This is a genomic window from Enterococcus sp. DIV2385 (assembly GCF_051711925.1).
Taxonomy (GTDB): Bacteria; Bacillota; Bacilli; order Lactobacillales; family Enterococcaceae; genus Enterococcus; species Enterococcus faecalis.
Genome location: NZ_JBIONV010000001.1, coordinates 57,910 through 83,122, shown reverse-complemented (window position 1 = coordinate 83,122; position 25,213 = coordinate 57,910). Strand labels below are relative to the sequence as shown.

The window sequence follows — 25,213 nt, the reverse complement described above, 5'->3', positions numbered from 1 at the left end:
CTTCGTTAACTTTCCCGCTGTGCATTTAATTTTCTATACGTTATTTCTAACTCTTCCCTCTGACGGTAAAGTTTTCTCTTAGCATGACTTACTTCTTCTGAAAAGTCATATTCTAATCGGCCAAGCGCTTGTCTCGCTTGTTGTAGTGGTTGCTGATTTTCGGCAATCATTCGAATAGCAGACTGAATGTTATAATAGGTTTCTTCAGCGAGTTGTTGGCTTTTTCTCTGATAAGAAGCTAAGAGCATTTCTTGCTCATCTAACTCCCGCAATTGTCTGCGGCATCTTTCTAGCTCATCGGCTGTCGTCATGTTAAGGCTCCTTTCAGTTGGTTCGCTAATTCTTGATCTCTCTGAACCAATTCATTTATTTTAGCGGTAATTTGTTGGGTTAATTGAACAAATGAAGTTCTAATACGATTGATTTTGCTGAATTTTTGCTGGAAATATTCCAGATCTTGGTCAACCATCGTTTGTTTCGTACATTGGACTTGATCCATCGCCTCTCTCATTTCTGCATACGAAAGTTCTGGTGTATGTCGTTGAATGAGTTGCAATCCGTTTTCCCAATCTTCTTGTAATTCTTGCATCACTTTTTTGTAAATATGTAGGCACTCTTCCATCGCTACATCAAATTGTGATGCGGCGACTTTAACAACCGCTAAGGCTTGACTATCTTCTAAATAAATCCGTTCATTACTAGATAATCCGCCACCGCTCGCCGTTAAAGAAACACGTAATTCATTCAACTGATTAAATTGTTTCAGTTGTTCTTGAAGCCATTTGTTTTCTTTTTTTAAACGGTTGATTTCTGCCAATGTCTCAGGATTCGTGCCGTCGTAAGTCTCCAGCCCACGGATTCTATTTTTATTTTCTAAAATCTGCTGCGCCAGGATGGTTTGCTCGATTGCAACGCCACCATGCCCATCTGAATAGACAGCAATATCGCCAAATTTATCAATATAATTACCGGCATCATCAGTTTTAAACATATCCAAATCATGGCCGAACGTCTTTTTAACCCAACCGACAATTACGCCACTATAATTATCAACTCCAAAACTATAAAAAGGAATTTTCCCTTGTCCACCTGTTACAAAACTGCTGGTGACCGCATCTGAAGTATCATAGAAATTAATAATTTGACCTTTGTAGTTTTTAATTTGTTCGTCTGTCAATCCTGAACCAGCCGCACCATACGTGATGGCATTGTAGCCTTTCAAAACCGCAACATAAATTGCTTCGGCACCACCAAGAGAATGACCTGTCGTGTTAATTGTATAGCCAGCTTCAGGAGAATATTGGCGCTCAATCTGACTGGCATATGTTAAAGCAGCTTGGAACGCTCCAGCTTGGTGTTTGTCATTAAAGCCAATTTCTCGAAAATTGGTTTTCCAATCTTGCCATGATTTGGTACCAGCGTAGACAATGGTTAGATTTTGGTTGATTACGGATTGGGGATAGCCTGGTACATTTTTTAAATCAACCTCTTCTTTACCCTTGTATTCATCTTTGAGTTCTGCTACTGTCATGGCTTGCATGCTATTACTTCTTGGTTCATGTTCGTATCCGAGGGTATCTTTATCAGTATCGATGGTATTGATTACAAGGTACTTCGCCCCTTTGTATTTAATAACATCTCCTGAATTTGTTGTTTCTTTCTGCACTCCATATACTGTTTCAGAAAATTTCCGATAGTTATCCATTACTTTATCCCTCCTTCATAATACATAATTTTATTCTTGGACATTGTTACAGAAGTTGGCTGTTCTTTTTCTTCTAAAACATAATTATTTCTCGTATTTCCTGGATCCAAACTATAGCGAAATTTTCCTGTTTCTGCTGAGATAGTACTTAATGTTGTATTATCTTCATACACATCGTTAATAATAAATTCGACCTCTAAACCTTTCATTGGTCCTATTGAAAAACTTGTAAATTCTATTTTGGTAATGTCGGAGTATTCTCTTAACGCACTTAATTTATTAAAATACTCCTCTTCTGAAATACTTCCTTTTCCCTTATTAAACTCTTGATAAATCTCTTCGACTTTTTTTTGATTTCTCGTATAAATCCGATAGTTATTATACAAATAGTTCGCTAAGTCTGTTTGGATTTCGTGTAGTTTTGCTTTTTCTTGTTCGTCCATGTACCATTTCCCTCCAATTCCTATGATTAAAATAATGAGTAATCCGATTAACCATTGCTTCCTATGTTTCACTGATTCACCTCCTTGTTCTTTATGTACGATAATTTTTATTGGTTTGTTCCTTTATATGTCATCGATTACAATTTAGTCAGTACCTTCAAGCTTAGTATTTATTTTATCCTTTTGAACGCCATAGACCTTATCTGATAAGATTCTATTTTGATCCATTAACGAATTCCTCCTTCATCATACGTCACTAAATTTTCTGGTAAAGGTAAATTGGTTGCTGTTGGCTTTTTCTCAAGATAATAGGGGCCTTCTCCCTCATGCTCACCGATTTTGAATACTAACTTATTTGTCTCTGCGGAAATAGTGTTGAGATACGTCTGTTTATCTAGCTTATTATTTATTGTATAGTGTACTTTCAACATCTTCATTGGACTCACCGAAAATCCTGTGAATTCTATTTTGGTAATATCGGAGTATTCTCTAATACTTTTCATGTTTTGCAGATATTCTTTTTCTGTTATTGAACCATTTCCTCGATTATATTTTTTCTTTATTTCTTCCGATTTTTCTTTATTTTTTGTATAAATCCGATAGTCATTATACAAATAGTTCGCTAAGTCTGTTTGGATTTCGTGTAGTTTTGCTTTTTCTTGTTCGTCCCTGTACCATTTCCCTCCAATTCCTATGATTAAAATAATGAGTAATCCGATTAACCATTGCTTCTTATGTTTCACTGATTCACCTCCTTTTTGCCACGCAACGACTTTTTGATTAAATTTTAACAAAACCACCTATCAAAGGAAAGTTATATTTAATCTAATTTTAATAAACTGGATAATATTAAAGAATATAAAAAAAGAGTTTGGACAATCGCCCAAACTCTTCTGAAAACTCTTCTCTATTTTCGTCCTAAAATCCATGAAACGATGGCAACTAAAATCACTGCCCCGATAATCGATGGCACAATAGCCATCCCAGCTAAGCTTGGTCCCCATGTGCCTAAAATGGCTTGACCAATTGTTGAACCAACTAACCCTGCAATGATATTGGCAATAATACCCATCGATGATCCTTTTTTAGTAATTGCTCCAGCGATTGCCCCAATGACACCACCGACAATTAATGCCCAAATAAAGCCCATGATTGTTTCCTCCCTTTAACTGTTTATTCTACACGTGGTTCCATATTTTCTTTGACTTGTTCTGTTCCTTTATTCACAGCTTTTTTTGCTTTTTCTGTTTGTTCAGAAGCAAATTCACCGGTACTTTTGGCAGCGCCTGTGACTTTATCTTGAACCGTTTCGCTATCTTCTTCGTATTCTTCTTTTGATTTGATATCGACTACGTTAACATTCACTTCAATCACATCTAAGTGGGTCATTTTTTTCACTTCACGGCTGATTAATTCTTTCATTTTTTCGTAAATGTCTTGAATATCTTTGCCGTATTCTACCACGATATCCATATCAACAGCGACTTGTTTTTTACCAACTTCGGTATCAATACCCGCTGTGACGTTATCTGTGTTTACTAATTTTTCAGCAATATTTGAGAAAAAGCCGCCATCGACTGTTAATAGACCATCGACATTTTCTAAGGCTAAACCGATAATTTTTTGAACGACTTTATCTTCAAATGTTAATTCACCTTTGATTGCATGGTCTTCTGGTGTGTGTGGTCCGTTTCCTGCTGGTTTTGGTACATTATTGAATTTTTCGTTACTCATGGTTCATTCCTCCTAGTTTCTTCTATTATTGCTTTATTTTTAATAAAATAATAACCAATTATTGAACACGAGGTGCCGTGTTTTCTTTGACTTTTGTCTTGCCTTTAGTTACCGCATGTTTGGCTTTGTTGGTTTGTTTTGACATAAAACTACCTGTCGCTTCAGCGGCGTTGCCAAGTTTATCTTGGACTGTTTCACTTTCTTCTTGGTACTCTGCTTGTGTTTTGATATCTACTACGTTGACATTGACTTCGATTACTTCCAAGTGAGTCATTTGTTGGACTTCACGAGTAATAACCTCTTTCATTTGATCATAAATGGTCTCGATATCTTTCCCGTATTCAGCTACGATGTCCATATCCACTGCGACTTGTTTTTTGCCGACCTCGGTGTGAATGCCTGTTGTAACATCTTCACTATTAATCATTTTATCTCGTAAATTCGAGAAAAAACCACCGTCCACAGTTAACAAACCGTCGACTTCTTCCAAAGCAATGCCAATAATTTTTTGGATTACTTTATCCTCAAACGTCAACTCACCTTTAACAATCGATACATTTGCATTTTCCATAGCCAAAACCTCCTATTTATGATGAAAATAATTTTTGACAATGCCTGTCTGTTCCAAATACAAACCTAGCCAAATACCTAGTCCTGTCAGGAGTACTACTAACAATGTTTTAAAGAAGCCGATTGACAGAAACAAGATTGCAAAAACCAAGCCGACTAGGCCACCAATTAACGGAACGGCATATTGTTTTATCCATTCAACCATTGTACATCCCTCCTACTCCACACGTGCTTGTGTTTGCTGTTGTTGTGGTCGTTTCATTGATTGAATATCTTCAAAATGAACATCAATCGTAATCTTGTGACCAGTTCCCACCAAACGAGCAAGCCGTTCTTCCATTGTTTTTGACCAAGCTTCTGTTTGTCCAATTAAATCTGCCGTTCGTTTCAGTGTGCCTTTGACATTGACCTTAATGCGCCGTTTTGTCGCCTTTACACGAATGGTTGGTGCTTCCAGAAAGTCACTGTCTTGCAAGCTAGAGCGTACAAATCCTTCGATGGCTTTACGGTGTAACACTAACTTTCCTTGCTCTTCTTTTAATTCAAACGTGCCTTTTCTTCTTGGGAATAAAAGAATGAATAAAAAGAGAAAGAGCATAATTCCTAGTAAAACTAGCGCTACCCAAAAGATTGCTTGACGTGCGTACTCGTTGTCTTGCAAGAACCATTGGACATTATCTGGTGGTTGCCAAGCTGTATCGGCTGACCAAGTGGTGATGGCCACCGCGCCAAATAATGCCATTAAAATCAGTGAACCTAGAAGCAAAAGTATTTTAACAACTTTATTCACGGAACATCCCTCCTAAAGATTAATTGCTTCTCCACCAGTTACGCCATAAACTTGAGCCGTAACATAACTTGCATCATTGGACGCCAAGAAAACATAAACAGGGGCTAATTCAGCAGGCTGACCCGCACGTTCCAGTAAAGAATGTTGCCCAAATTCTGGCAACTCTTCAATTGGTTGTCCATGATCTAACTGTAACGGTGTCCAGATTGGTCCTGGAGCCACGCCATTTACCCGAATGCCTTTTGGTGCCAGTTGTTTTGCTAAACCAACGGTAAAGTTGGCAATTGATGCCTTCGTTGCTGCATAATCCAACAAATGCTCACTGGGATTAAAAGCTTGGACGGAAGTCGTTGTCACAATGCTACTTCCGGCAGGCAAGTGAGGCACTGCTGCTTTGACAATGCCAAACATCGCAATAATATTGACATGGAAAGTGTCTATCACTTGTTCCATTGGCAATTCTTCAATAGCAGCACAGGAAATTTGTTGGGCTGCATTTAAAACGAGGGTATCCAAGCCGCCTAAAGATTCACGAGCTTGTGCAACCAATTCTTCAGGTGCCTGTTTATCTCTTAAATCTGCTGGCAAAAGAACGACTTTTCGGCCAGCTTCTCGTATATAGTGCGCCACTTCTTCGGCGTCTTTTTCTTCACCTGGGAAAAAATGTAATGCGATATCTGCGCCTTCGCGAGCAAAAGCAATCGCCGCCGCTCGTCCAATCCCAGAATCACCGCCTGTAATTAATACCCGACGATTTTCTAATTTGTGATTTCCGACATAGCTGTCTTCCCCACAATCTGGTTTAGGGACCATTTTGTCCTGTAATGCGGGAGTTTCTTGATCTTGTTGCGGAAATCCATCACTATAAAATAACTTTCTTGGGTCTTTTAAGTTTGGTTCTGTCATTAAATCTCCTCCCTTTCTACTATTACCTTAATACAATTTTTTCTTTTTGAAAAATATTTGAGCACATAAAATAAAAAAAATATTTTTAATACTCATTAAGCGAAATTTTTGGCAAAATTATCTAAAAGCTGATTTTATTTTTCAAAATAGCGTTTAATTGACCTTTTTTATCAACATTTGTTATTGACATATGATGTCCAATTCGCTTAAATAAGAAAGAAGCCCAACAGGCAAAAACAAAAATATTTAGAGATAATTGAGGAGTTACCGCCAATGAGAAATGTTTTACAAGACTACTTAGATGAACATTCCTTTCGAGTCGTTGTAAAAAAGAAGAAAAATTATTTAACTTATGAAGGACTGCAAGATCGTTATGCCTATATTTTAAAAAGTGGCATCATCAAAACTAGCGTTATTTCCAAAGACGGTCGTGAATTTAATTTACGTTATATCAACAATTTGGAAATTGTTTCATTGCTACGTGATGAATATTCAGAATTTATTGATGCACCTTTTAATATTCGCATCGAATCTCCACAAGCAGAACTTTACCAAATCGACCGTGTTCAATTTTGGCGGGATATCAATAATAGTAAAGACTTGCAAATGTATGTCAAAGAATACTATCGGGACCGTTTAATGCATTCCATGAAAAAGATGCAGCAAATGTTGATGAATGGCAAATTTGGGGCCGTTTGTACACAAATCTATGAAATGTACGATTCATTTGGCGTAGAAACAGAGGAAGGTATTTTAATTGATTTCGTGGTGACCAATGAAGAAATTGCACATTTTTGTGGGATAACTTCTGCTAGTAGCGTTAACCGGATGATGCAGCAACTAAAAGAGTTAGGGGCAATTGAACTACGTAACCGCAAAATTTTGATTAAAGATTTAGATATGATTAGAGATAACATTATTGTTTAACATCAGCACCCCCCGCAAGTTTGACCTTGCGGGGGGTGCTTTTTATTTTTCAGTGACAATATTCACAGGAAATTGTCCATAATCTAAATTAAATGTCCGACCAGCCGTCAGCTGAAGCATTTCTTTTTTCATGCCTTCCGCCAAACGTGCATCCCCAAAACTTTCAATCATATCAATAACGGTGATTACTTCTTTATAATATCTCATTTTGCCAGTGTACAGATAATACGTAAGATTTTTTAAATAACGTAAGTTAAAATGAATATAGTAGATTTCGGCAGGAATCGTGGTAACACTCATTAGCGCTAAATATTCCCGGGCTTTCGCATAATTTTTCTTATAAAGTTGCGCTGTAATGATATTTAGGTAAAAACCATAGGCGACATTTAATGTTTGGGTATCACGTAATTCAGCATCTTTGACAGGAAACATCTGCTCAAGAATCTGAAGGACTTCGTTTTCAGAAAATAACGCCCCTGTATTAGTCACCATTTGATAATCGTAATATGTATAGTAGCTTTTGCTAGAGATAAGTGCGAGAATTGCTATTCGATCAGTTTCATCAAATTCTGGAATTTCCTCCCAATCATTACTGAAAGTTAGCTTAATATCTGTATAAATAGACATCTCTACTGCGTTTTTGTGGGGATTGCGCTCTAATTGATAAAAGTAATGAATCAGGTTCTTTTTTTCACTTGTATTGTTCACTCCCATTTGACAACATTCAATTTGATGCATAATTTTAGATGAAGCCGTACTTCTTGTTTCAGAGACCATATGAAAAAATTCATTAAAGGTAATCCCCAGTGACTGTAATGCTGTCATTAAATCCTCGTAACTTAGCTTGGCTTCACCAATTTCGATTCTTCGATAGGTTTGTTTCCCTTTTTTTGGTAAAACATCTTTCTGAGCAATTTTTTTCTTTTTTCTAAAATACTTTAATGCCTCTAACACATCCATAATATGCTCCTTTCTATTAATAAGTTAATATTAAGTATTATTTTTTTATTAACTAAAATATACTATTTTCTAAAAAATTATTTCTACGAACTTTAATATTATCAAATAATCGAATAATATATTTGTTTGAATTATTTTTTCGCACATTATAATTGTTAGACGTCAACAAATTTAAAAAAACTTTTCTAATTCGTTCTTGAAGAAACTAAGATATCTGTCTTATAATGAAATTCAATATAACTTAGAGTAGGAGGTGTCGCAATGTTTGGTTTCAATATTAGTTTATTTCTTATTACTCGGTTCCGTTAAACCCACTCTTCATTAACCATTGTACAATCAATTTCGTTGAATATCTATTTCATTTTTATTAAATAACATTTTTAATAAAAGTACATATCGTTTATTTTTAGATGTTTTATTTAATTATATGGAATATATTTATTTAAACAAATAAATTACCTTTAATTAAATCAGAGGGAAACAGATTGTAGCAAGTGAAGAAAAAAAATAGCTCTTGAGAGATATTTTCTCAAGAGCTGTTTTTCTATTTTATTTCAAAAGCGGTTTGCGTTGTGGGGTTATTACTTAATAAGGTGTTTTTATACAATAAATAGTACGCTGCTGCTGACCAACTAAAGTTTTTCGTACTTAGGCCCTTCCCTGTCAGTGGATCATAATTTTCATGAATAGGTCCTTCTCCCATCAATCCTTCGGCATGTAAGAAGAGTTTTTGTGTCATTTCTTTTGCTTCTTTTGTATAGTCATAGTTTTGAAGAGCTTCTACACCAAACAAGGCTTGATCAAGCCAAACTGGTCCCCGCCAATATTTCGTTGCAGCAAATTTTTCATTGTCTTTGGATGCTGTTGGGAATGGCATAAAGGTATTGAACATTTCTTGATTCATCATGTTTTTCTTAACTGCCGCCGCCTGTTCTTTGGTCGCTACTTTTGCCCAGAGCGGCAACCAGCCTTCTGTTCCTTTGCCACGATTGACTAACAATTTTGTTTTCGAGCCGTCTTCATTTATTTGTAAGTCATAGAAGAAGCCTGTTTTTTCATCAAACATATTTTCTTGAATATATTTTTTTAGTTTCTTCGCTTCTTTTTGATAGTTCTTATAGTCCTCTTTTTTGCCTAGTTCTTCTGCTATCGAAGCTAAATAGCCCTTTTCAGCGTAGAGATACGCATTCAAATCCACTGATTCTTGATTAATCGAATACCCCACTACTTTTCCTTTATTTTTGTTTTCAAAAACTTTAACTCCATCATCGCCTTTGCCCACACCTTCTTTGTCAAACCGTGTAGCGTTATCCATGCCACTTTCCCATGCGGCTGCTTCAATAACAGCATCATCGTCCACTTTAGGTTGGCCATTTTTATCTTTAATGATTTGATCCTTGTCGTCTTTTTGCCAGTGAGCATCACTGACCATGCTTCCATATTCTGCTATCCCATTTTTATTGTGGTCTCGGTTGGTATACCACCAATTGTGATAAGCCACAAGTTTGGGATACATTTCTTTTAAAAATTCCTTATCTTTGGTTTCTTGATAAATATGCCAAACTGCCCATGCAGCCAATGGTGGTTTAGAATTTCGTTCATTCCAGTTGCCACCTTCACCACCACGCGCACTGTCTTGATTGTAAAAGACAGCATCAATGATCGCTCCTGCATCTTGTGGACGTACGGTATCATCTTTTTGAATTTGATAATCAAACAAGGCCCGCATATTATTTTTAGCTAACTCAGGATTAAAATCAGCCGTTGCTACATCCGCTTTCCACGAATCCCAAGCCCACATACCAATAAACCATTTATAAGACATGGACGGAACAATCCCGTCATGCTTAAAGGCACCTGCCGCACTTCGCCAATTGGTATTAATCGTTTCAATCGATTTGACTAGCGCATTTTGATATTCAGGAAATTCTGCTGTTTTCTTTTGATCAAACGTTTTATCTAGATATCCTTGCCATCTTTGCTTGTTCTCTTTGAAATAGCGCGCCGCATTTTTGGTGTATTCGGGTGCTTGTTGTTGTTCCTTTGCCTCTTCTTCTTTTGTAAAAGTATAGCTTTCTGTTGTATAGGTATTGTACGTTTGTTTAGGCTTCAATTCAATTGGTTCAGCGGTCGCTGTATAATTCCGATTATCAATTTTTGTTGAAACTTTATCCGCATGATGAATCGTATATTTTGTGTCTTTCGTAGCAAAATAATTCCACGTTTCTCTGACTTCGCCAAAATTCACTTGAATGTCATTGTCTTTAGCAGTTAAACGAGTACCAATATCTAAGGTTTCCGTTCCCTCTTGAATTTTATCAAAGACCGCACCTGTCCAGCTTGCTTCAAGTGACAAGGGCTCTTCACCAGTGTTTTCAAGTGTCGTTTGGATAAGCGCCGTTCGATTGCTGACAAAAATTAAAGCTAAATGAATCGTTAGATCGTCTAATTCATAGGTTTGCTCTAGGCGCCCAGGATAATAAGACAGGTCCATGCGGTTGCTTTGGCTTAAATCATAGGTTTCTCCCGTTTTTTTATTTTTGACCGTTAATTTGTTTAAACTTGCCGCCAAGTTTACTGGATATTCTTCCGCAATAATCAATGGCCCCGCAAAACCACCCAGTAGCTCTTTATTGCTTTTTTCAGGTAAATAGTAGCCATGCCATGCACCTAAATCAGAAAAATTATTAAAATAATTGGTATCGTATACGCCATTCGTCCGTTCGGTTGGTGATGCACTCACATCTAAAACATTTGCAAATTCATCAACTTTTGTTCTTTCAACACTTGCTTGCACTTCCCCGCTTAACGGAAAACAGCTGACTACGGTGATTCCTAACGCTAACCAAGTAGACACCCGTTTCTTTTTTGATAAACCCTTCATAAAACCCCTCCTATAAAATGATAGCGCTTTATACACTGATTTATTATCAGCAAGGACTATGCCAAATGGAGTGTATCCCTTTTTATTATTGAAAGATTCAACTTTCTCTAGAAAAAAAGCGACCGTATCGAAGTGTATTGATCAAAAAATAACGAGTGTATCGATAGTGTATTTAGTTTATGCTTGATTCTGTTTTATTTTCGTAGCTTCCACAAATTTTTCAGTAATTTTTTGCGGTCGTGTAATAACAGATCCCACCACCACGCTATAAGCACCTAGCTCCAGAACACGTTGGACTTTTGCTGGCGTATCAACCATTCCTTCTGCAATAATTGGTGTAGTAAAATGCTTCTTTGCTTCTCTTAACAGTTCAAAATCATTTTGTTCAATCCGCTGATTTTCACTTTGCGGCGTATAGCCGACTAACGTTGTGCCAATATAATCAAAACCTAACTCCGCCGCTTCAATCATCTCTTCCAGTGTGGAACAATCCGCCATCCATTCTTGGTTAGGATACTTTTCTTTTATTCTTTTGAAAAATGTGGCTAACGTTTCGCCATTTGGTCGTTTCGAATGGGTTGCATCGAGAGCGATAATTTCTGGCTGAACAGCCATTAATTCATCTACCTCACGCATAGTTGCAGTAATATATACTTCTGCATCAGGATAATCTCGTTTAATAATCCCAATGATTGGTAAATCAACCTCTTTCCGGATTGCTCGAATGTCTACCACAGAATTTGCTCGAATACCTTTAGCCCCTCCTTGTTTAGCGGCCAAAGCCATCTTGGACATGATAAAAGAACTATGCAACGGTTCGTCTGCCAACGCTTGGCAAGAAACAATTAATGACCCTTTGATTTCTTCATTCAACATTGATCCCTCCAATTTAAAAGCGATTACAAGCACAGTATAACTACAACAGCTGAAATATGCCACTCTTCTAAATAAGAACAAACGTTTCACGTGAAACAAAAGAAAGCAAGCGGTTAAGGCTTGCTTTCTTTTGACTTATTTTTAATTTTTACGACCCTCTAAATAATCATACCCAAAATGTGCATACGCAAATGGCGTTGCAATTCGTCCTCGCGGTGTTCGTTTAATGAAACCTTTTTGAATAAGATAGGGTTCATACATATCTTCCACCGTTTCGGTTTCTTCACCGATGTTTACAGACAAGGTACTTAAACCAACCGGACCGCCGCCGTATAAATCAATCATTGTTTTCAACAATTTTTGATCGACATAATCCAAGCCTTGATGGTCCACTTGCAGTAAGGTTAACGCTTTGTCTGCAATCGCTCGGTCGATTTTGCCATCTGATTGGACTTGGGCAAAATCACGGACACGTTTTAACAAACGGTTAGCAATTCGGGGGGTTCCTCTTGAGCGGCGCGCAATTTCAAAGGCACCTTCCTCAAAAATCTCCGTTTGAAAAATATCCGCGGAACGAAGAACGATTTCTTTTAAATCCTGCTCTTGATAATACTCCATGTGAGAAATAATCCCAAAACGATCTCGTAATGGCGCTGAAAGCATCCCTGCCCGTGTGGTAGCGCCCACTAAAGTAAAAGGCGGTAATGGAAAATGAACGGGATGTGCAGTGGTTCCTTGACCGACCATGATATCAATGTAAAAATCTTCCATTGCGGAATACAGCATTTCTTCCACAACTCGCGGCAAACGATGAATTTCATCGATAAATAACACATCACCAGGCTCTAATTCGTTCAAAATAGCGACTAAATCTCCCGCCCGTTCGATGGCTGGTCCACTTGTGGTACGAATGTTCACATTCATTTCATTGGCGATGACCATCGCCATTGTCGTTTTCCCTAAACCTGGCGGACCATAAAGAAGGGTATGATCCAACGCTTCATTCCGATTTTTCGCCGCTTCAATATAAATCGTTAGTTCTTGTTTTACTTTGTCTTGACCAATATATTGTGCTAAAAATTGTGGACGTAACGATTTTTCAATTGAAGCTTCTGCTTCTTGACTTGCAGCTGAAAGCAACCGTTCTTCTTCTGTCATCGTTATTCCTCCTTAGCGTTTCATCATGAATTTTAACGCATTGCTCAAATAAACATCTGTCGTTGTCTCACCTAACGCTTCCAATTGCTTAGTGATACGCTTAATCTCGCGGTCACTATAGCCTAGGGCACTTAATGCTTCTAACGCTTCTGCCAATGCTTGATTGCTTGTTGTCATCACTTCGGTTGCGGTCATGGCAGCCACCGCTGCTTCGGAAGACTCTAATTCGCCTAATTTTCCTTTTAAATCTAAAATCATTTGTTGGGCCGTTTTCTTGCCAACACCTGGGAACTTCGTTAAATATGTAACATCTTCCCCTTCAATTGCATTGATTAAACCACCATGATCAGCCACAGAAGCCATGATAGCTAAGCCACTTTTAGGGCCAATTCCAGAGACACTGATTAATTTTAAGAACAATTGTTTTTCTTCTAAACTGCCAAAACCAAATAAAAGTTGTGCATCTTCCCGCACGACTTGGTGAAGATATAGTTTAATGTCCGTATCCATTTTTCCTGAATAGCGATACGGGTTATCGACTGAAATCTGATAGCCAATGCCATTTGTTTCAACGACAATATAGTATGGGCTAACAAACGTTACTTTTCCAATAATATATTCGTACATGTTGTCACCTTTCCAATTGCTGATTGCGTACATATGTTCCATTTTACTTGATTCATTTATTTTAAGCGATATCTTCATCGTTTGCAAATATTCCTATGAGCAATCTATACTAATAGCCTGAAAACACTCTTTATAAAACAGCTTTCTATTGATGAAGCAAACAATAATTAATAACTAACAGAAGACAGATTAACACGCTCTCCCTAGTAGAGACAATAATTTTATGTACAACTCAGTCTAATAATTCTATCTAGAAAGCTGTAAAAATTTAGGATTGATATTACTTTCAGACAAAACTAAATCATAATCTTCTGGGTAAACTTTTAAGTGCTGATCTAACGCAACAGATACCCCTGCTTGTAACCTTGCTAAAGCTACTTTATTATCCATCCATGTCAATGCATGAAATAGGGTACCTAAACAGGATATTCCTTTGCCTTTTCTATACTCTGCCTGAGTAATATTTGCTCGGGGATGAAAATTTTCACTATATCTAATAACTGCTTTAGCCGACCGATAGTTATACATTCGTCCACCATGTGCAGCTCTATTCCTATAACTATGACATAAAAAGATAATGTCAGTAAACATATTGGTAATCCCTTCATCCACGATTTCTTTAGGTATTCCTAGAATCATCGCTATAACTTCTTTTTTATTTTCACTTTTTTGTAATTTATAAAAATTAGCCAGGTTTCCAAATGTTGTTCCTTTTAACATAATCCAAGGTGGAACGTTTCCATGATAACCACGATAGTGTTTCATGGGTTCTATATCATCGTAGATAATCTTTTTAAACTTTGTAATTAGCTGATCAACTTTATATCCTTGTCCGTTTTTGTTTTTCTTTCCACTTTGATAATGACGTCTATTCAAATAGTCTATTTGTTGTTCACCTATATTTTTACTGACAACGTAAGAAATAGCTGCTCTTACATACATCTCAACATCACATGTCGCATCAATTACAGATGAAGTTATTGTTTTGTCCATCATAAATAAAGAAAAAATATGATCAAATGTACTGTTTTCTATAAAACATTCTTCTTGATGGTCAGTTATTTTTTGCTTTTTTTCCAAAAGGAAGTCTTTATAGCCATTGATAATCTCATAATAGCCATAAAAAGATAATTTCTTTTTTGCATTTTCTTTATCCGAGAAAACCAATCCTCGAGCTTCCAAAATAGCTAATTGTTCATCTAATGTTTTAAAAGGCTTCATATACTGTTCTCCTATTAATTAGCACAAGAACGTCTATTAGAAAAACTAATAGACGTTCTTGGTTAGCCGCACAGCAGCTCTTCTTTAAGGTTATCTCTATGCTATCATTTGTTTTGTAGCTAGTCAATAGCCCAATTTTCTAAAGAAAAAGCTTTTTATACTAAAAAATACAATACGTTGTATAAAAACAGAAAAAATATTAAGTATATTTCTATACATTGGCCAAAAAATCAAAATGCACACAGCCATAGCGGAGAATTTTTTATCATCGACCTTGGCTACATCTATTTGTTACTTTTCGCTCACTAGGGAATTAAAAAGTGCGTACTGTTTTTTTTGACATGCTTGCGTAATAATAGCGGTAGCTTCAAAAAAATAACCAAGAAGGAGACTACATACATGAAATTAAGTATCTTAGATCAATTAACGGTTCCTAAAAATCAATCAGCAAGCGACACATTACAAGAAGCCAAAGAGCTCGCTCAATTAGCGGAAAAACTTGGTTACACAAGAATTTGGTATGCCGAACATCACGGCTCAGACGCCTTTGCCAGTGCAACGCCAGAAATTTTAGTTGCACATATTGCTAGTGCCACCGAAAAAATTCGTGTTGGCGCGGGTGGCATCATGACCATGCATTATGCGCCATTTAAAGTCGCAGAAACGTTTAAAACGTTAGCAGCTTTATATCCTGATCGAATCGATTTAGGCATGGGCCGCTCGCCTGGCGGCAGCCCTTTAACTACGTTGGCGTTAAATAATGGTCAGCCACCACAACTAGATCAATTTGATAAATTACCTGAAATTTTACTCTTTTTAAGAGAGGAATTTCCTGAAGATCATTTATATTCTAAAATTTCAGCTGTTCCGCGAGAAGTTCTATTACCACAACCTTGGTTACTAGGTGCTAGTAAAGAAAGCGCACGTTCAGCTGGTGAATATGGCATTAATTTTTCCTTTGCGCAGTTTATTCATGGACATTTGCCCAAAGAAGTATTGTCCGCATATTACAAGCATTTCCGACCAGTAACTGAACAACAAGAGCCTCAAGTGAGCGCTGCGTATTTCACTTTCGCCGCCGACACGAAAGAAGAAGCAGAATACCATGCGGCTAGTTTCGAGCATTATATCTTTGCCACCGAACATGGGCTTCCAAATAAATTTTTATCGCCAGAAGAAGCCCTAGCTTTCCCTTACAGTGAAATGGACAAACTGGTTTTAGAACAAAATAAACAACGCTTTGTCATTGGCAGTAGCCAAGAAGTTGCGGAGTTTTTCCACCAACAAGAAGAACTAGGGTTGACAGAAGCGATGCTAATCACCCCAGGTTATGACAAACAAACGCGCTTTCAATCGTTTGAACGCCTAGCAAAAGAATTATTATAGAAAGGAAATGAGAAATGTTAGATGTTTTAAAAAGAATTAATACGCTTGCACAAAAAGAGCGTGAACAAGGCTTAACATCTGAAGAACAAGCTCTTCGTGTCGATTTGCGACAAGAATATTTGCGGACCATTCGTGAACAATTCAATAAAACATTAATGGGCGTCACTATTTATGATCCTACTGGTGAAGATGTAACCCCAGAAAAATTAAAAGAAGAACAGCAGAAATATTTTGATTAAAAGAGACACAGAACAGTCGATTTGACTATTCTGTGTCTCTTTTTAACTACTCTTCTGTTACATATGTCCACTTATAATCATATTGTGCGCCAGCACCATGGGCAACGACGCCTTTCACTTCTTTACTGCGTAGATGGGCAGTCGCCTTTTGATAAAGTGGTGCTAAAGCGGTCTCTTCACCAATCAATAACTTCTCAGCCTTAACCATATCTTCCCAACGTTTTTCAGGATCTGAAGCATCTCTTGTGGCTGAAGCCTCGATCAACTCATCGTAGGCTTTACTTGAAAAACGCCCGCGATTATAGTTATTACCAGTAACAAAAAGGTCTAAGAAACTACTTGGATCTGCGTAATCCGCAGCCCAACCACCTAAGATTGTCTCAAAATCGCCGCGACTACCTCGATCAATTCGAACTGAAAACGGCACTGGGCTCACTGTTACATCAATGCCCTCTAAAGTATCCTTTAACGTACCTTGAATATATTCCGCTAACTTTTTCGTAGAATCGACATCATCGGCAACAATATCCATTTTGAGTGTTGTTATGCCCAATTCTTTCTTCGCTTTTGCCCAATATTCTTTTGCTTTTTCTGGGCTATATTCAACAATTTTTTTATTTTCATCAGCAAAATCTTTGTCATCTGTCGGCGAATACGACATCCCTTCTGGAATTAAGCCAGTAGCGACTACTGAGCCGTCGCCTAAAATTTTATCTACTAATGCGTTGCGATCAATCGCTGCTGAAATTGCTTTGCGTAAATTCACATTATTATACGGTGAATTTTTATCTCGCTGATTAAATTCCAAATAGCTGGTTCGTGCTTCTTTTTCGATAACCAATTCTGGATCCTTCGCCATTTGCTGGGCCAATTCGCCACTTAAAATAACATCATCTGCTTGGCCATCTTGGAATAAGTTCAAGGCAGTTGGTGCCTCCTTAACAACATCAAAATTGATTTTATCTAATTTGACATTGTCTTTATCCCAATAGTTTTCATTTTTTTCCAAAGTCCAATTGGTATCTGAGCCAGCCCCTTCAAAGTTAGCTAAGACAAACGGACCATTATAGACTGCTTTTTCACTGGAAGCAGCGTAATCTTTGCCATATTTCTCTACGGTTGCTTGATGTTGCGGGAAAAATAGTGGAAAGGCCAGTAAATAATCAAAATATGGTGTTGGTTTTGCCAGTTTAATTTCTAGCTCGTAATCTCCGTTTGCTTTAATGCCTAATTCAGAAACTGGTTTCTTACCAGCTACAATGTCTGCACCGTTTTCAATCATTTCTAGAAAATAAGCATACTCAGCGCCAGTCTGAGGATCTGCTGTACGTTGCCAACTAAAAACATAATCGGCAGCTGTGACAGGATCACCATTGGACCATTTTGCTTCTTCTCTTAGTTTCACTGTGTATGTCAGACCATCATCACTGACTTGCACTTTTTCTTTAGCCCCTGCTGGTTGCGGCTTGCTTTTATCATCTAAACGATAAATTCCTTCATACGCATTATTCAGTGCCGTAAAACTAATTGTATCTGTTCCTAAAGATAAATCTGCAGAAGGCATTTCTTGTTGAACTACTACTTTAAATTCTTGTTTAGCGGCAGTTTTCTCTGATCCGCCCTTTGCTTTTTCGGCGCCAGCTCCCCCATCGCCACCACAAGCAGCTAAAACTAACAGCGTTGTTAAACTTAACCCGATAAGTCCTTTTATACGTTTACTTTTCATGCCTTTCTCCCTTCACAGAAAAAACTCTTCATTTTTTAATTTTTAGAATATTCTTATAATACTAAAATTAAAAACAAATGGCAAGCATTAAAATAAAAAAAGAACCAATCCCGAAGGACGGTTCTTAAAAAATGACTAACTAGCTTTGTTACGTCGTTTATAAATATACCAGCCAGAAGAAGAAAGTCCAACGAACAGTAAACCATATAATGCAAGCGTTTCTGTTTCTGTACCCGTTTTAGGTAAAAAGCCGCCATACTTTTTCTTCTCTGTTACGGATGGATTGTTCTGTCTTGCTCCCGCTTGGTTTTGTTTATTGGTTGCTACTGGTGTTTCTGGTGTTGGTATTGGATCTGGTTTCGGGTCTGGTTTTGGATCTGGTGTTGGATCTGGTTTCGGATCTGGTTTCGGATCTGGTTTCGGATCTGGTGTTGGATCTGGTGTTGGATCTGGTGTTGGATCTGGTTTTGGCGTCTCTCCTCCACCGATTAACTCTTTGTAAGCTTCTTCCGAAATAGAAACAATTCGTTCGCCTGGGAATGGTTCTTTATATTGTGCTAAATCAATCGTCGTTGCTGCACGATACAACCGCAAGCTGGTTGCACTTTTCAAGTATTCAATCAAGACAGCATCTAGTGAAATCCCTTCTTCTCGTTCACCACCTAGCATATCGTAACCATCACCACCAGCAGCTAAGAAATCATTGGTAGCCATCCGGTATTGTTTCTTCTCATCCAATGGTTCAAACTTTTGTGTTTGCCGATTTTTAATTTCTATTCCTAATACGCGACTACCGACAATCGTTTGTCCTGTTTCATTGCCTTCGTCACTATCCAAGCGAGTACCTGGTTTTGTGGAATCATAGTGGATACGAATGGAGCTTGAAACATGTAGGAAACCACCATTTGCGCCAAGTTTTGGTTGCCCAGCATCATCTAGTAAAATTGTGCCATTCTCATCTTTTTGTGGAATCGAACGAACAGACATTTCAAACATTTCTTTAACTTGAGCGCCGGTTACTTGAATTTGCGCAATGCTATTGCCAAAAGGTAACACAGCAATGACATCCCCAACTTTAATTGGCCCTTGTTTAATATCAGCGCGAATGCCGCCACCATTGGTTACTGCAAAATCAGCAGGTTGACTAAACGCGTCTTGGCCATATGACATAATCGCATCACCAATCAAATTCCCTAAGTTGGTCTCTCGTGTGCGCACATTTTCTCGTTGTCCATCCAATGTGAATGGAATATAATCGACAATTACTTTTTCATTTTCAGCGTTAAAATTCGTTCGTGCTTCATCAACGATGGCTTTAACTGCCGGGTTTTCTGGCAATTCTAGCAACTCTGCTGCTGAAATCAATTTTGCTGTTTTCTTAGTTGGTTCACTCTCTGGTGCTGTGACGATCCCAACATTATTTAAATAATTACCTGTTTGAGCATAGATCACTTTGCCATAACGTTTGCCGCTTTCGACGGCTGTATGCGAATGTCCATCAATCACAGTGATATCTAACTCAGGATATGTTTGACTAAGGGTTTCTGCTAGCGTATCACCACGCCAGATATGCGGCGTCGTTTCATCTACGCCTAAATGCCCAGTAACCACGAAAGCTTGAATATCCGCGTACTTCTCTTTAATTTCATTAATCACTGCTTCTACTTCTGGAATCGGATCTTTAAATGTCACCTTCTCTACGTTTTTCGGGTGTGTTTTCGTTGCTGTTTCTGGGGTCGTCACACCTACAATGGCAAACTTTTTCCCGGCTTTTTCTACGATAGTATACGGATCAAAAACCCGTCCACTGCCATCTTTGTAATACGTATTACTAGATAAAATCGGAAAATTCAGTTGGTCTTTATAACCTAGTGCAATCTCTAAACCAAAATCAAACTCGTGATTTCCCACCGCCATGGCATCATAACCAACTTCATTCATTGCTTTGGCCATATCCGCGCCTTTGGAGAAATTGGAGATTGGTAATCCTTGGAAAACATCCCCTGCATCCACCATCAAGGTTGGGTTTTCTTGGTCTTTAAAGGTTTTTAGACGCGCCATACCTAATTCGCCTTTCCCTGCTTCTAGTCGGCCATGAACGTCATTTGTGTGCATAATGGTATATGCATTATCTAAATCAAAGCCCGCATTACGGACATCTTGTTTCGTAATAGCGGCGGCGTTTGGTGTACGTCCATCAGGAGAAGTCGGAATTTGAAGAGTGCCGTCATTCACTAATTCGATTGCTTTGGCACGCCATTTTTCATCAAAATTTGTCCCAATAATTGACCAATTTCGTTCGATTTCTTGTTCTGGATCAAGCGTTCCTTTTTTCTTAATATAATCAACAATCATTCCTCGTAAGGTTTCTGGATCAGAATTTTTAATAGGTTCTCCTACTTGAATCCCTTGGCTAGCTAAACCGCCGTAACGATAATTATTCATAGCAATCGTATATTCTTTGGCAGGATCCAGCGGTTGGCCGTCAATTTTCGCATCTACAATTCGTTCACCCACTGGTTTTGAAATGTCAATCTTGTAGTCCACTCCAGAAATCATGTCATAGTTATATACACGAATGTTTGGATTAAAACTAATGGTCAAATCATCTGGCTGTGTTTGGTTATAGTACGCCCCTTGTTTTTCTAAATACTTCAGTAAGTTTTCACCGTTAATGGGAACACTCACTAAGGTATTCGGGTATTTGTAGATATCAAAAATCGTGGCATAGGAAATCTTCCCCGCAGGTAATTTACTGTCGTATTTAAACAACGCTGCCGCACTTAATTGTGCGCCTGTTACTTCTTTTTGAACATTATTAATTAAAGAAATCATCGCTGTTGGTTGTAATTGTGCTTCGGGAATTCCTTTAATTTCTTGTTTTGGTAAAAAATCAGCTGTTGCTGTGCCGATCTCCTCCTGAATAAACGCTCGCGTTTGCTCATGGTATTCTTTTGTCGCTGCCTTAACTGCTTCATCTGCTGGAACATTCGTTGTTGGTACAATCGTTGCTGTACCTTCTTGCACTTCCCACTTATCGGCATTTTTAGCAACTGAAAGATCAATTTTGACAACTTCTGTCCCCGTATCTTTCGGTCCCCCTACCGGTACAGTTTTTCCATTCGGCGCTGCTCCTTGCTTGGTAAAAGAAAGGTGGTCATGACCTAGAATATACGCATCAATCCCCGCGACATTTTCAATTACTTGGTCGGCACTGGCAGCCGGATCACTATTTTGTTGTCCCGCATGAATCGAAGCAACAATAATGTCAGCTTGATCGTTAGTTTTCAACTCAGCAACTGCTTTTTCTGCTTCTTCTTTCAAAGGTAAAAAATTAAGCGAAGTAACACGAGGGCCATCCCACAAAGGAATGTGCGGGATTGTTAAGCCGATAATCCCAACTTTTAAATCTGGCTGCCCATCTTGATTAAGATCAAGTTCCTTCGTGGTAGTCCCTTCAACAAAACGACCACCATCCTTATTGTAGGTATTCGCAGACAAGATTGGAAAAGTGGCTTCTTGTTGAATTTTTTTGATTAACGGTAAACCAAAATTAAACTCATGATTCCCCAAAACCATTGCATCATACTTCATCACATTCATGGCGGTGATCATTGGATGGGTCTTTTCATTCACTAAAGGTGCTTTATTATACAAGTCATCTGTTAAAATAGTGCCTTGAATATTGTCGCCATTATCAATTAAAACGGTGCCTGCTGGGTTTTGTGCCCGGACTTGGTTGACGACTGTACTTACTTGGGACAAACCAACTGGTAGTTCTTTATCATCTTCATAAGACCAATTCCATAATTGACCATGAACATCTGACGTACCTAAAATTGTTATTTTTTGTGGTGTGCTCGTTTCTTCTTTTTCAGCGGTTGACGTTTCTAAATTCGTCGTTTCTGCTGGTGCCGTGGTTTCTTGTGACTGCTTGACACTGTCACTCGTAGCCTGATTTGGTGCTTCTTGTTTGATGTCTGTTGTTTCCTGTGTGATGACTGGTTCTTGTTTTCTACTTGAATCGGTGGTACTTGTTACTGCTTCTGAACTTTGTTGACTCGTTGTTTCTACTGCATATGCCGTACTAGTAACGCTTGGCGCTATCAACGCAACAGCCATTAAAAAATGCATGCCCCACTTCACTTTTTTAAAGCTCAACTTTTTCACAAATTTCCTCCTTGTGTTTCAACCCATTTGCAACAAACAATTGTCAAAGTAACAAACAACAAAAAGAGCCTTCCCCCATCACGCTGCTCTTCTTTTCCTATCATAATATATCCGTTAAATAAAAAACAGTAAATTCCGTTAAAATAAGATGTTTTTCCTGTAAATTGTTTTTATTTTTGGACAATATAGCGGATTTGTTTGTGAAAAAAATAGTAATTTTGACCAAAACACGAACTTTATAAAAAAAGAAAGTCTTTTTATATTGGAAAAGCGGAACAAAAACTATTTTTTTGAAAAAAATAACTAAAAATACCGAATAAACAGCATTGGTCTAGTCCTTGGACGTCTCTAAACAAATACTAGCAGCAATTGGTCTAGTCTTTAAGGAGGAAAAAGAACGCTCTTTTGCTTAAGCAAAAGAGCGTTCTTTTTTATTTGAGATTAATCCTTCATATAAGGTAACTTTTTAGCATAGCCTTCTTTATTCACTTGACGTGCCCGGGCAATCGCCAAATCTTCTGAAGGGACATCTTCTGTGATAGTTGAACCAGCAGCAGTCACCGCATGATCACCAATCGTGACTGGCGCAACAATGTTCGTTGCAGAGCCAATAAACGCGTGATCACCCACGACTGTTTGGTGTTTATTTTTGCCATCATAATTAACAAAAACAACGCCGCAACCGACATTAATATCTTTGCCTAATGTTGCATCACCAACGTATGTTAAATGGCCCACTTTTGTGCCTTCATCGATTGTTGCATTTTTTACTTCCACGAAGTTACCAATGTGTACGTTTGCCCCCACATCTGCTTTAGGACGTAAATGTGCATACGGACCCACATCGGCCCCCTCGCGAACCACACTTTCTTCAATCACAGACTGTTTAACAACCACTTGATTGCCGATGTGACTATCAACGATTTCTGAATGTGCGCCAATCAAGCAATCTTCGCCAATCACTGTTTTTCCTTTGATAGTGACTCCCGCTTCAATGACTGTGTCTGAACCAATTACCACGCCTTCATCAATATACGTTGTATCTGGATCAATAAATGTAACACCATTTCGCATATGCATTTCATTTAAACGACGATGCATAATTTTATTAGCAGTGGATAAAGCGACACGATCATTTACACCCATTGCTTCGTCAAAGTCTGCCATTTGATAAGCAGCGACAGCTTTGCCTTCTTTTTTCAAAATTTCAATGATATCTGTTAAATAGTATTCCCCTTGTGTGTTGTTTGTATCTGTTTTCGCTAACGCTTCAAACAATGATTCATTATCAAAACAGAAGGTTCCTGTATTAATTTCTTGAACACGTGCTTCTTCTTCACTGGCATCTTTTTGTTCCACGATTCGTTCAACAATGCCCACATGGTCACGAATAATTCGACCATAGCCTGTTGGGTCTTCCGCATGCGCTGTTAAAATAGTCGCACTTGCATTCTTACCTTGATGGTAATCGAATAAATTTTTCAAGGTTTCCGCAGTTAATAACGGCGTATCCCCTGTAATAACTAATGTTGTTCCTTGTTTGCCACCTAATAACTCTTGTGCTTGCATGACTGCATGCCCAGTTCCCAATTGTTCAGCTTGTAAGGCATATTGACTACGTTCGCCTAAATGGCTTTTAATCATTTCCGCCCCGTGTCCAACGATCGTCACGATTTCTGTTGGTTCTGTTTGTTCTACTTGATCTAAAATATGTTCGACCATTGGTTTACCAGCAACTGGATGCAATACTTTATAAAGTTTAGATTTCATGCGTGTTCCTTTACCAGCTGCTAAAATAATTGCGTATCTATTTTCCACGTTTGCCACCTCAAATTAACTAAATTGTTTGATTTTCTTCTAAATCGTCCTCATTATACCTTTTCTAGTTTATCTTACTCTTTTGTCTTTTTCAACAAAATAAGGCATTTAAAAGGTAGACCAATTTATTTTCTCATCTTTTTTTAAAGGAATAAAACAGAAAAAAAGAACCTGAAAATGGAATGGACCATTTTCAGGTTCTTTTTCAAATTATTTCTCTGTGAAATAGTTTCCTGGGACTACGCTAATCGTTTTTGTTTGTGTATCCACATCTTCCACATATAATAGCGAAGTGTAGTCATCGATTGCACGACGGCCATTGAATTTTGACTCAGCAAAAACGGTAATGCCCACAAGTTCTGCTTCAAATTCTTCAATCATACTCTTCATACCATTGACGGTGCCGCCGCCTTTCATGAAGTCATCCACGACTAAAACTTTTGATCCGCGTTTTAAACTGCGTTTTGAAAGTTCCATTTTTTCGATACGTTCTGAAGACCCTGATACATAGTTCACGCTCACCGTTGAACCTTCAGTAATCTTAGAATCGCGACGAACAATCACAAACGGAACATTTAAGTAATAAGACACAGCTTGCGCAATTGGCACTCCTTTAGTCGCAACGGTCATTACCGCATCAATTTGTTTGCCTAAATATTTAGAAGCAATAATCCGGCCCACTTGTCTTAATAAATTCGGTTCCCCAAGTAAATCTGAAAGATAAACATAGCCCCCAGGTAATAAGCGATCTTGTTCTGACAAACGATCACATAAATCCATAATCAACTGCTCCGCTTCCTCATAAGGAATTTCAGGGATAAAGCGGACACCGCCTGCAGCGCCTGGAATCGTTTCTAAAATACCTGTTCCACGTTCTTTAAATGTTTTTTTAACAATTGCTAAATCTTCACTAATGGAAGACTTGGCAGATTGGTATCGGTCAGCAAAATATGTCAAAGAAACCAATGTATGGGGATGATCTAAAAGATATTGGGTCATATCGATTAATCGTTCACTTCTCCGAATTTTCAAATTCGTCACTCCTTTTCATTCTATCGTTCCTTATTATAAGG

At 38.0% G+C, this 25,213-nt stretch carries 23 protein-coding genes; 3 read left to right on the top strand and 20 right to left on the bottom strand.

Going from position 1 to position 25,213, the window contains the following annotated elements; translation table 11 throughout:
- Positions 1–5: 5 nt before the first annotated feature.
- The 10 genes from IGM04_RS00365 to IGM04_RS00320 form a co-directional block, all read right to left on the bottom strand.
- Entirely contained in the window at positions 6–311 is a 306-nt protein-coding gene (locus IGM04_RS00365) for a hypothetical protein (protein ID WP_016630651.1), read from the bottom strand.
- On the bottom strand, positions 308–1,705 hold the full coding sequence (locus tag IGM04_RS00360; RefSeq protein WP_086317568.1) for a DUF2974 domain-containing protein: 1,398 nt from the start codon (positions 1,703–1,705) through the stop codon (positions 308–310). The genes IGM04_RS00365 and IGM04_RS00360 overlap by 4 nt, the downstream gene beginning before the upstream one ends.
- Entirely contained in the window at positions 1,705–2,220 is a 516-nt protein-coding gene (locus tag IGM04_RS00355) for a hypothetical protein (protein WP_033594356.1), read from the bottom strand. Before IGM04_RS00355 ends, IGM04_RS00360 begins: the two co-directional genes overlap by 1 nt.
- Positions 2,221–2,375: 155 nt before the next feature.
- Complete coding sequence (locus IGM04_RS00350) at positions 2,376–2,891, bottom strand: hypothetical protein (RefSeq protein WP_174125705.1); 516 nt, start codon at positions 2,889–2,891, stop codon at positions 2,376–2,378.
- A 164-nt stretch (positions 2,892–3,055) separates the two neighbouring features.
- Positions 3,056–3,298, bottom strand: coding sequence for a GlsB/YeaQ/YmgE family stress response membrane protein (locus IGM04_RS00345; RefSeq protein WP_002356092.1), 243 nt, complete (start codon positions 3,296–3,298; stop codon positions 3,056–3,058).
- Positions 3,299–3,321: 23 nt separating this feature from the next.
- A complete protein-coding gene (locus IGM04_RS00340) occupies positions 3,322–3,882 on the bottom strand; it encodes an Asp23/Gls24 family envelope stress response protein (protein WP_002356090.1) in 561 nt (186 codons plus the stop codon).
- A 58-nt stretch (positions 3,883–3,940) separates the two neighbouring features.
- Positions 3,941–4,453 carry an Asp23/Gls24 family envelope stress response protein gene (locus IGM04_RS00335; RefSeq protein ID WP_002383483.1) on the bottom strand — a complete coding sequence of 171 codons (513 nt, stop codon included), beginning with the start codon at positions 4,451–4,453 and terminating at the stop codon, positions 3,941–3,943.
- 12 nt (positions 4,454–4,465) lie between these two features.
- The gene (locus IGM04_RS00330; protein ID WP_002356087.1) at positions 4,466–4,657 is read right to left on the bottom strand and encodes a DUF2273 domain-containing protein; all 192 of its coding nucleotides are present in this window, start codon (positions 4,655–4,657) and stop codon (positions 4,466–4,468) included.
- A gap of 12 nt (positions 4,658–4,669) precedes the next feature.
- Positions 4,670–5,242, bottom strand: coding sequence for an alkaline shock response membrane anchor protein AmaP (gene amaP / locus IGM04_RS00325; RefSeq protein WP_002381343.1), 573 nt, complete (start codon positions 5,240–5,242; stop codon positions 4,670–4,672).
- A gap of 12 nt (positions 5,243–5,254) precedes the next feature.
- Positions 5,255–6,148 (bottom strand): SDR family oxidoreductase, encoded by an 894-nt coding sequence (locus tag IGM04_RS00320; RefSeq protein WP_002359245.1) that lies wholly within the window; start codon positions 6,146–6,148, stop codon positions 5,255–5,257.
- 273 nt (positions 6,149–6,421) lie between these two features.
- Between IGM04_RS00320 and IGM04_RS00315 the strand changes: the two genes are divergently transcribed.
- On the top strand, positions 6,422–7,075 hold the full coding sequence (locus tag IGM04_RS00315) for a Crp/Fnr family transcriptional regulator (RefSeq protein ID WP_002356081.1): 654 nt from the start codon (positions 6,422–6,424) through the stop codon (positions 7,073–7,075).
- 42 nt (positions 7,076–7,117) lie between these two features.
- Here IGM04_RS00315 and IGM04_RS00310 read toward each other — a convergent pair whose 3' ends face one another.
- The 6 genes from IGM04_RS00310 to IGM04_RS00285 form a co-directional block, all read right to left on the bottom strand.
- Positions 7,118–8,035: a helix-turn-helix domain-containing protein gene (locus tag IGM04_RS00310; RefSeq protein ID WP_048941923.1), complete on the bottom strand. Its 918-nt coding sequence runs from the start codon at positions 8,033–8,035 to the stop codon at positions 7,118–7,120.
- A gap of 544 nt (positions 8,036–8,579) precedes the next feature.
- On the bottom strand, positions 8,580–10,919 hold the full coding sequence (ygjK, locus tag IGM04_RS00305) for an alpha-glucosidase (protein ID WP_086317566.1): 2,340 nt from the start codon (positions 10,917–10,919) through the stop codon (positions 8,580–8,582).
- Between the two features lie 177 nt (positions 10,920–11,096).
- The gene (locus IGM04_RS00300; protein WP_086317565.1) at positions 11,097–11,795 is read right to left on the bottom strand and encodes an N-acetylmannosamine-6-phosphate 2-epimerase; all 699 of its coding nucleotides are present in this window, start codon (positions 11,793–11,795) and stop codon (positions 11,097–11,099) included.
- 141 nt (positions 11,796–11,936) lie between these two features.
- Positions 11,937–12,953, bottom strand: coding sequence for a Holliday junction branch migration DNA helicase RuvB (ruvB, locus tag IGM04_RS00295; RefSeq protein ID WP_002381340.1), 1,017 nt, complete (start codon positions 12,951–12,953; stop codon positions 11,937–11,939).
- Between the two features lie 12 nt (positions 12,954–12,965).
- Positions 12,966–13,580 carry a Holliday junction branch migration protein RuvA gene (gene ruvA / locus IGM04_RS00290; protein ID WP_025187792.1) on the bottom strand — a complete coding sequence of 205 codons (615 nt, stop codon included), beginning with the start codon at positions 13,578–13,580 and terminating at the stop codon, positions 12,966–12,968.
- Between the two features lie 246 nt (positions 13,581–13,826).
- Positions 13,827–14,801, bottom strand: coding sequence for an Abi family protein (locus tag IGM04_RS00285; RefSeq protein ID WP_002407578.1), 975 nt, complete (start codon positions 14,799–14,801; stop codon positions 13,827–13,829).
- A gap of 399 nt (positions 14,802–15,200) precedes the next feature.
- Here IGM04_RS00285 and IGM04_RS00280 point away from each other — a divergent pair, with 399 nt between their 5' ends.
- Positions 15,201–16,187 (top strand): LLM class flavin-dependent oxidoreductase, encoded by a 987-nt coding sequence (locus IGM04_RS00280; RefSeq protein ID WP_002356071.1) that lies wholly within the window; start codon positions 15,201–15,203, stop codon positions 16,185–16,187.
- Positions 16,188–16,201: 14 nt separating this feature from the next.
- A complete protein-coding gene (locus IGM04_RS00275) occupies positions 16,202–16,426 on the top strand; it encodes a DUF896 domain-containing protein (RefSeq protein WP_002386409.1) in 225 nt (74 codons plus the stop codon).
- A gap of 46 nt (positions 16,427–16,472) precedes the next feature.
- Here IGM04_RS00275 and IGM04_RS00270 read toward each other — a convergent pair whose 3' ends face one another.
- The 4 genes from IGM04_RS00270 to purR form a co-directional block, all read right to left on the bottom strand.
- Complete coding sequence (locus tag IGM04_RS00270; RefSeq protein ID WP_002361487.1) at positions 16,473–18,152, bottom strand: peptide ABC transporter substrate-binding protein; 1,680 nt, start codon at positions 18,150–18,152, stop codon at positions 16,473–16,475.
- 135 nt (positions 18,153–18,287) lie between these two features.
- Positions 18,288–22,322 carry a 5'-nucleotidase C-terminal domain-containing protein gene (locus IGM04_RS00265; protein ID WP_086317564.1) on the bottom strand — a complete coding sequence of 1,345 codons (4,035 nt, stop codon included), beginning with the start codon at positions 22,320–22,322 and terminating at the stop codon, positions 18,288–18,290.
- A gap of 441 nt (positions 22,323–22,763) precedes the next feature.
- On the bottom strand, positions 22,764–24,149 hold the full coding sequence (gene glmU / locus IGM04_RS00260; RefSeq protein WP_002356067.1) for a bifunctional UDP-N-acetylglucosamine diphosphorylase/glucosamine-1-phosphate N-acetyltransferase GlmU: 1,386 nt from the start codon (positions 24,147–24,149) through the stop codon (positions 22,764–22,766).
- 201 nt (positions 24,150–24,350) lie between these two features.
- Positions 24,351–25,172, bottom strand: coding sequence for a pur operon repressor (gene purR, locus IGM04_RS00255; RefSeq protein ID WP_002381336.1), 822 nt, complete (start codon positions 25,170–25,172; stop codon positions 24,351–24,353).
- Positions 25,173–25,213: the final 41 nt, after the last annotated feature.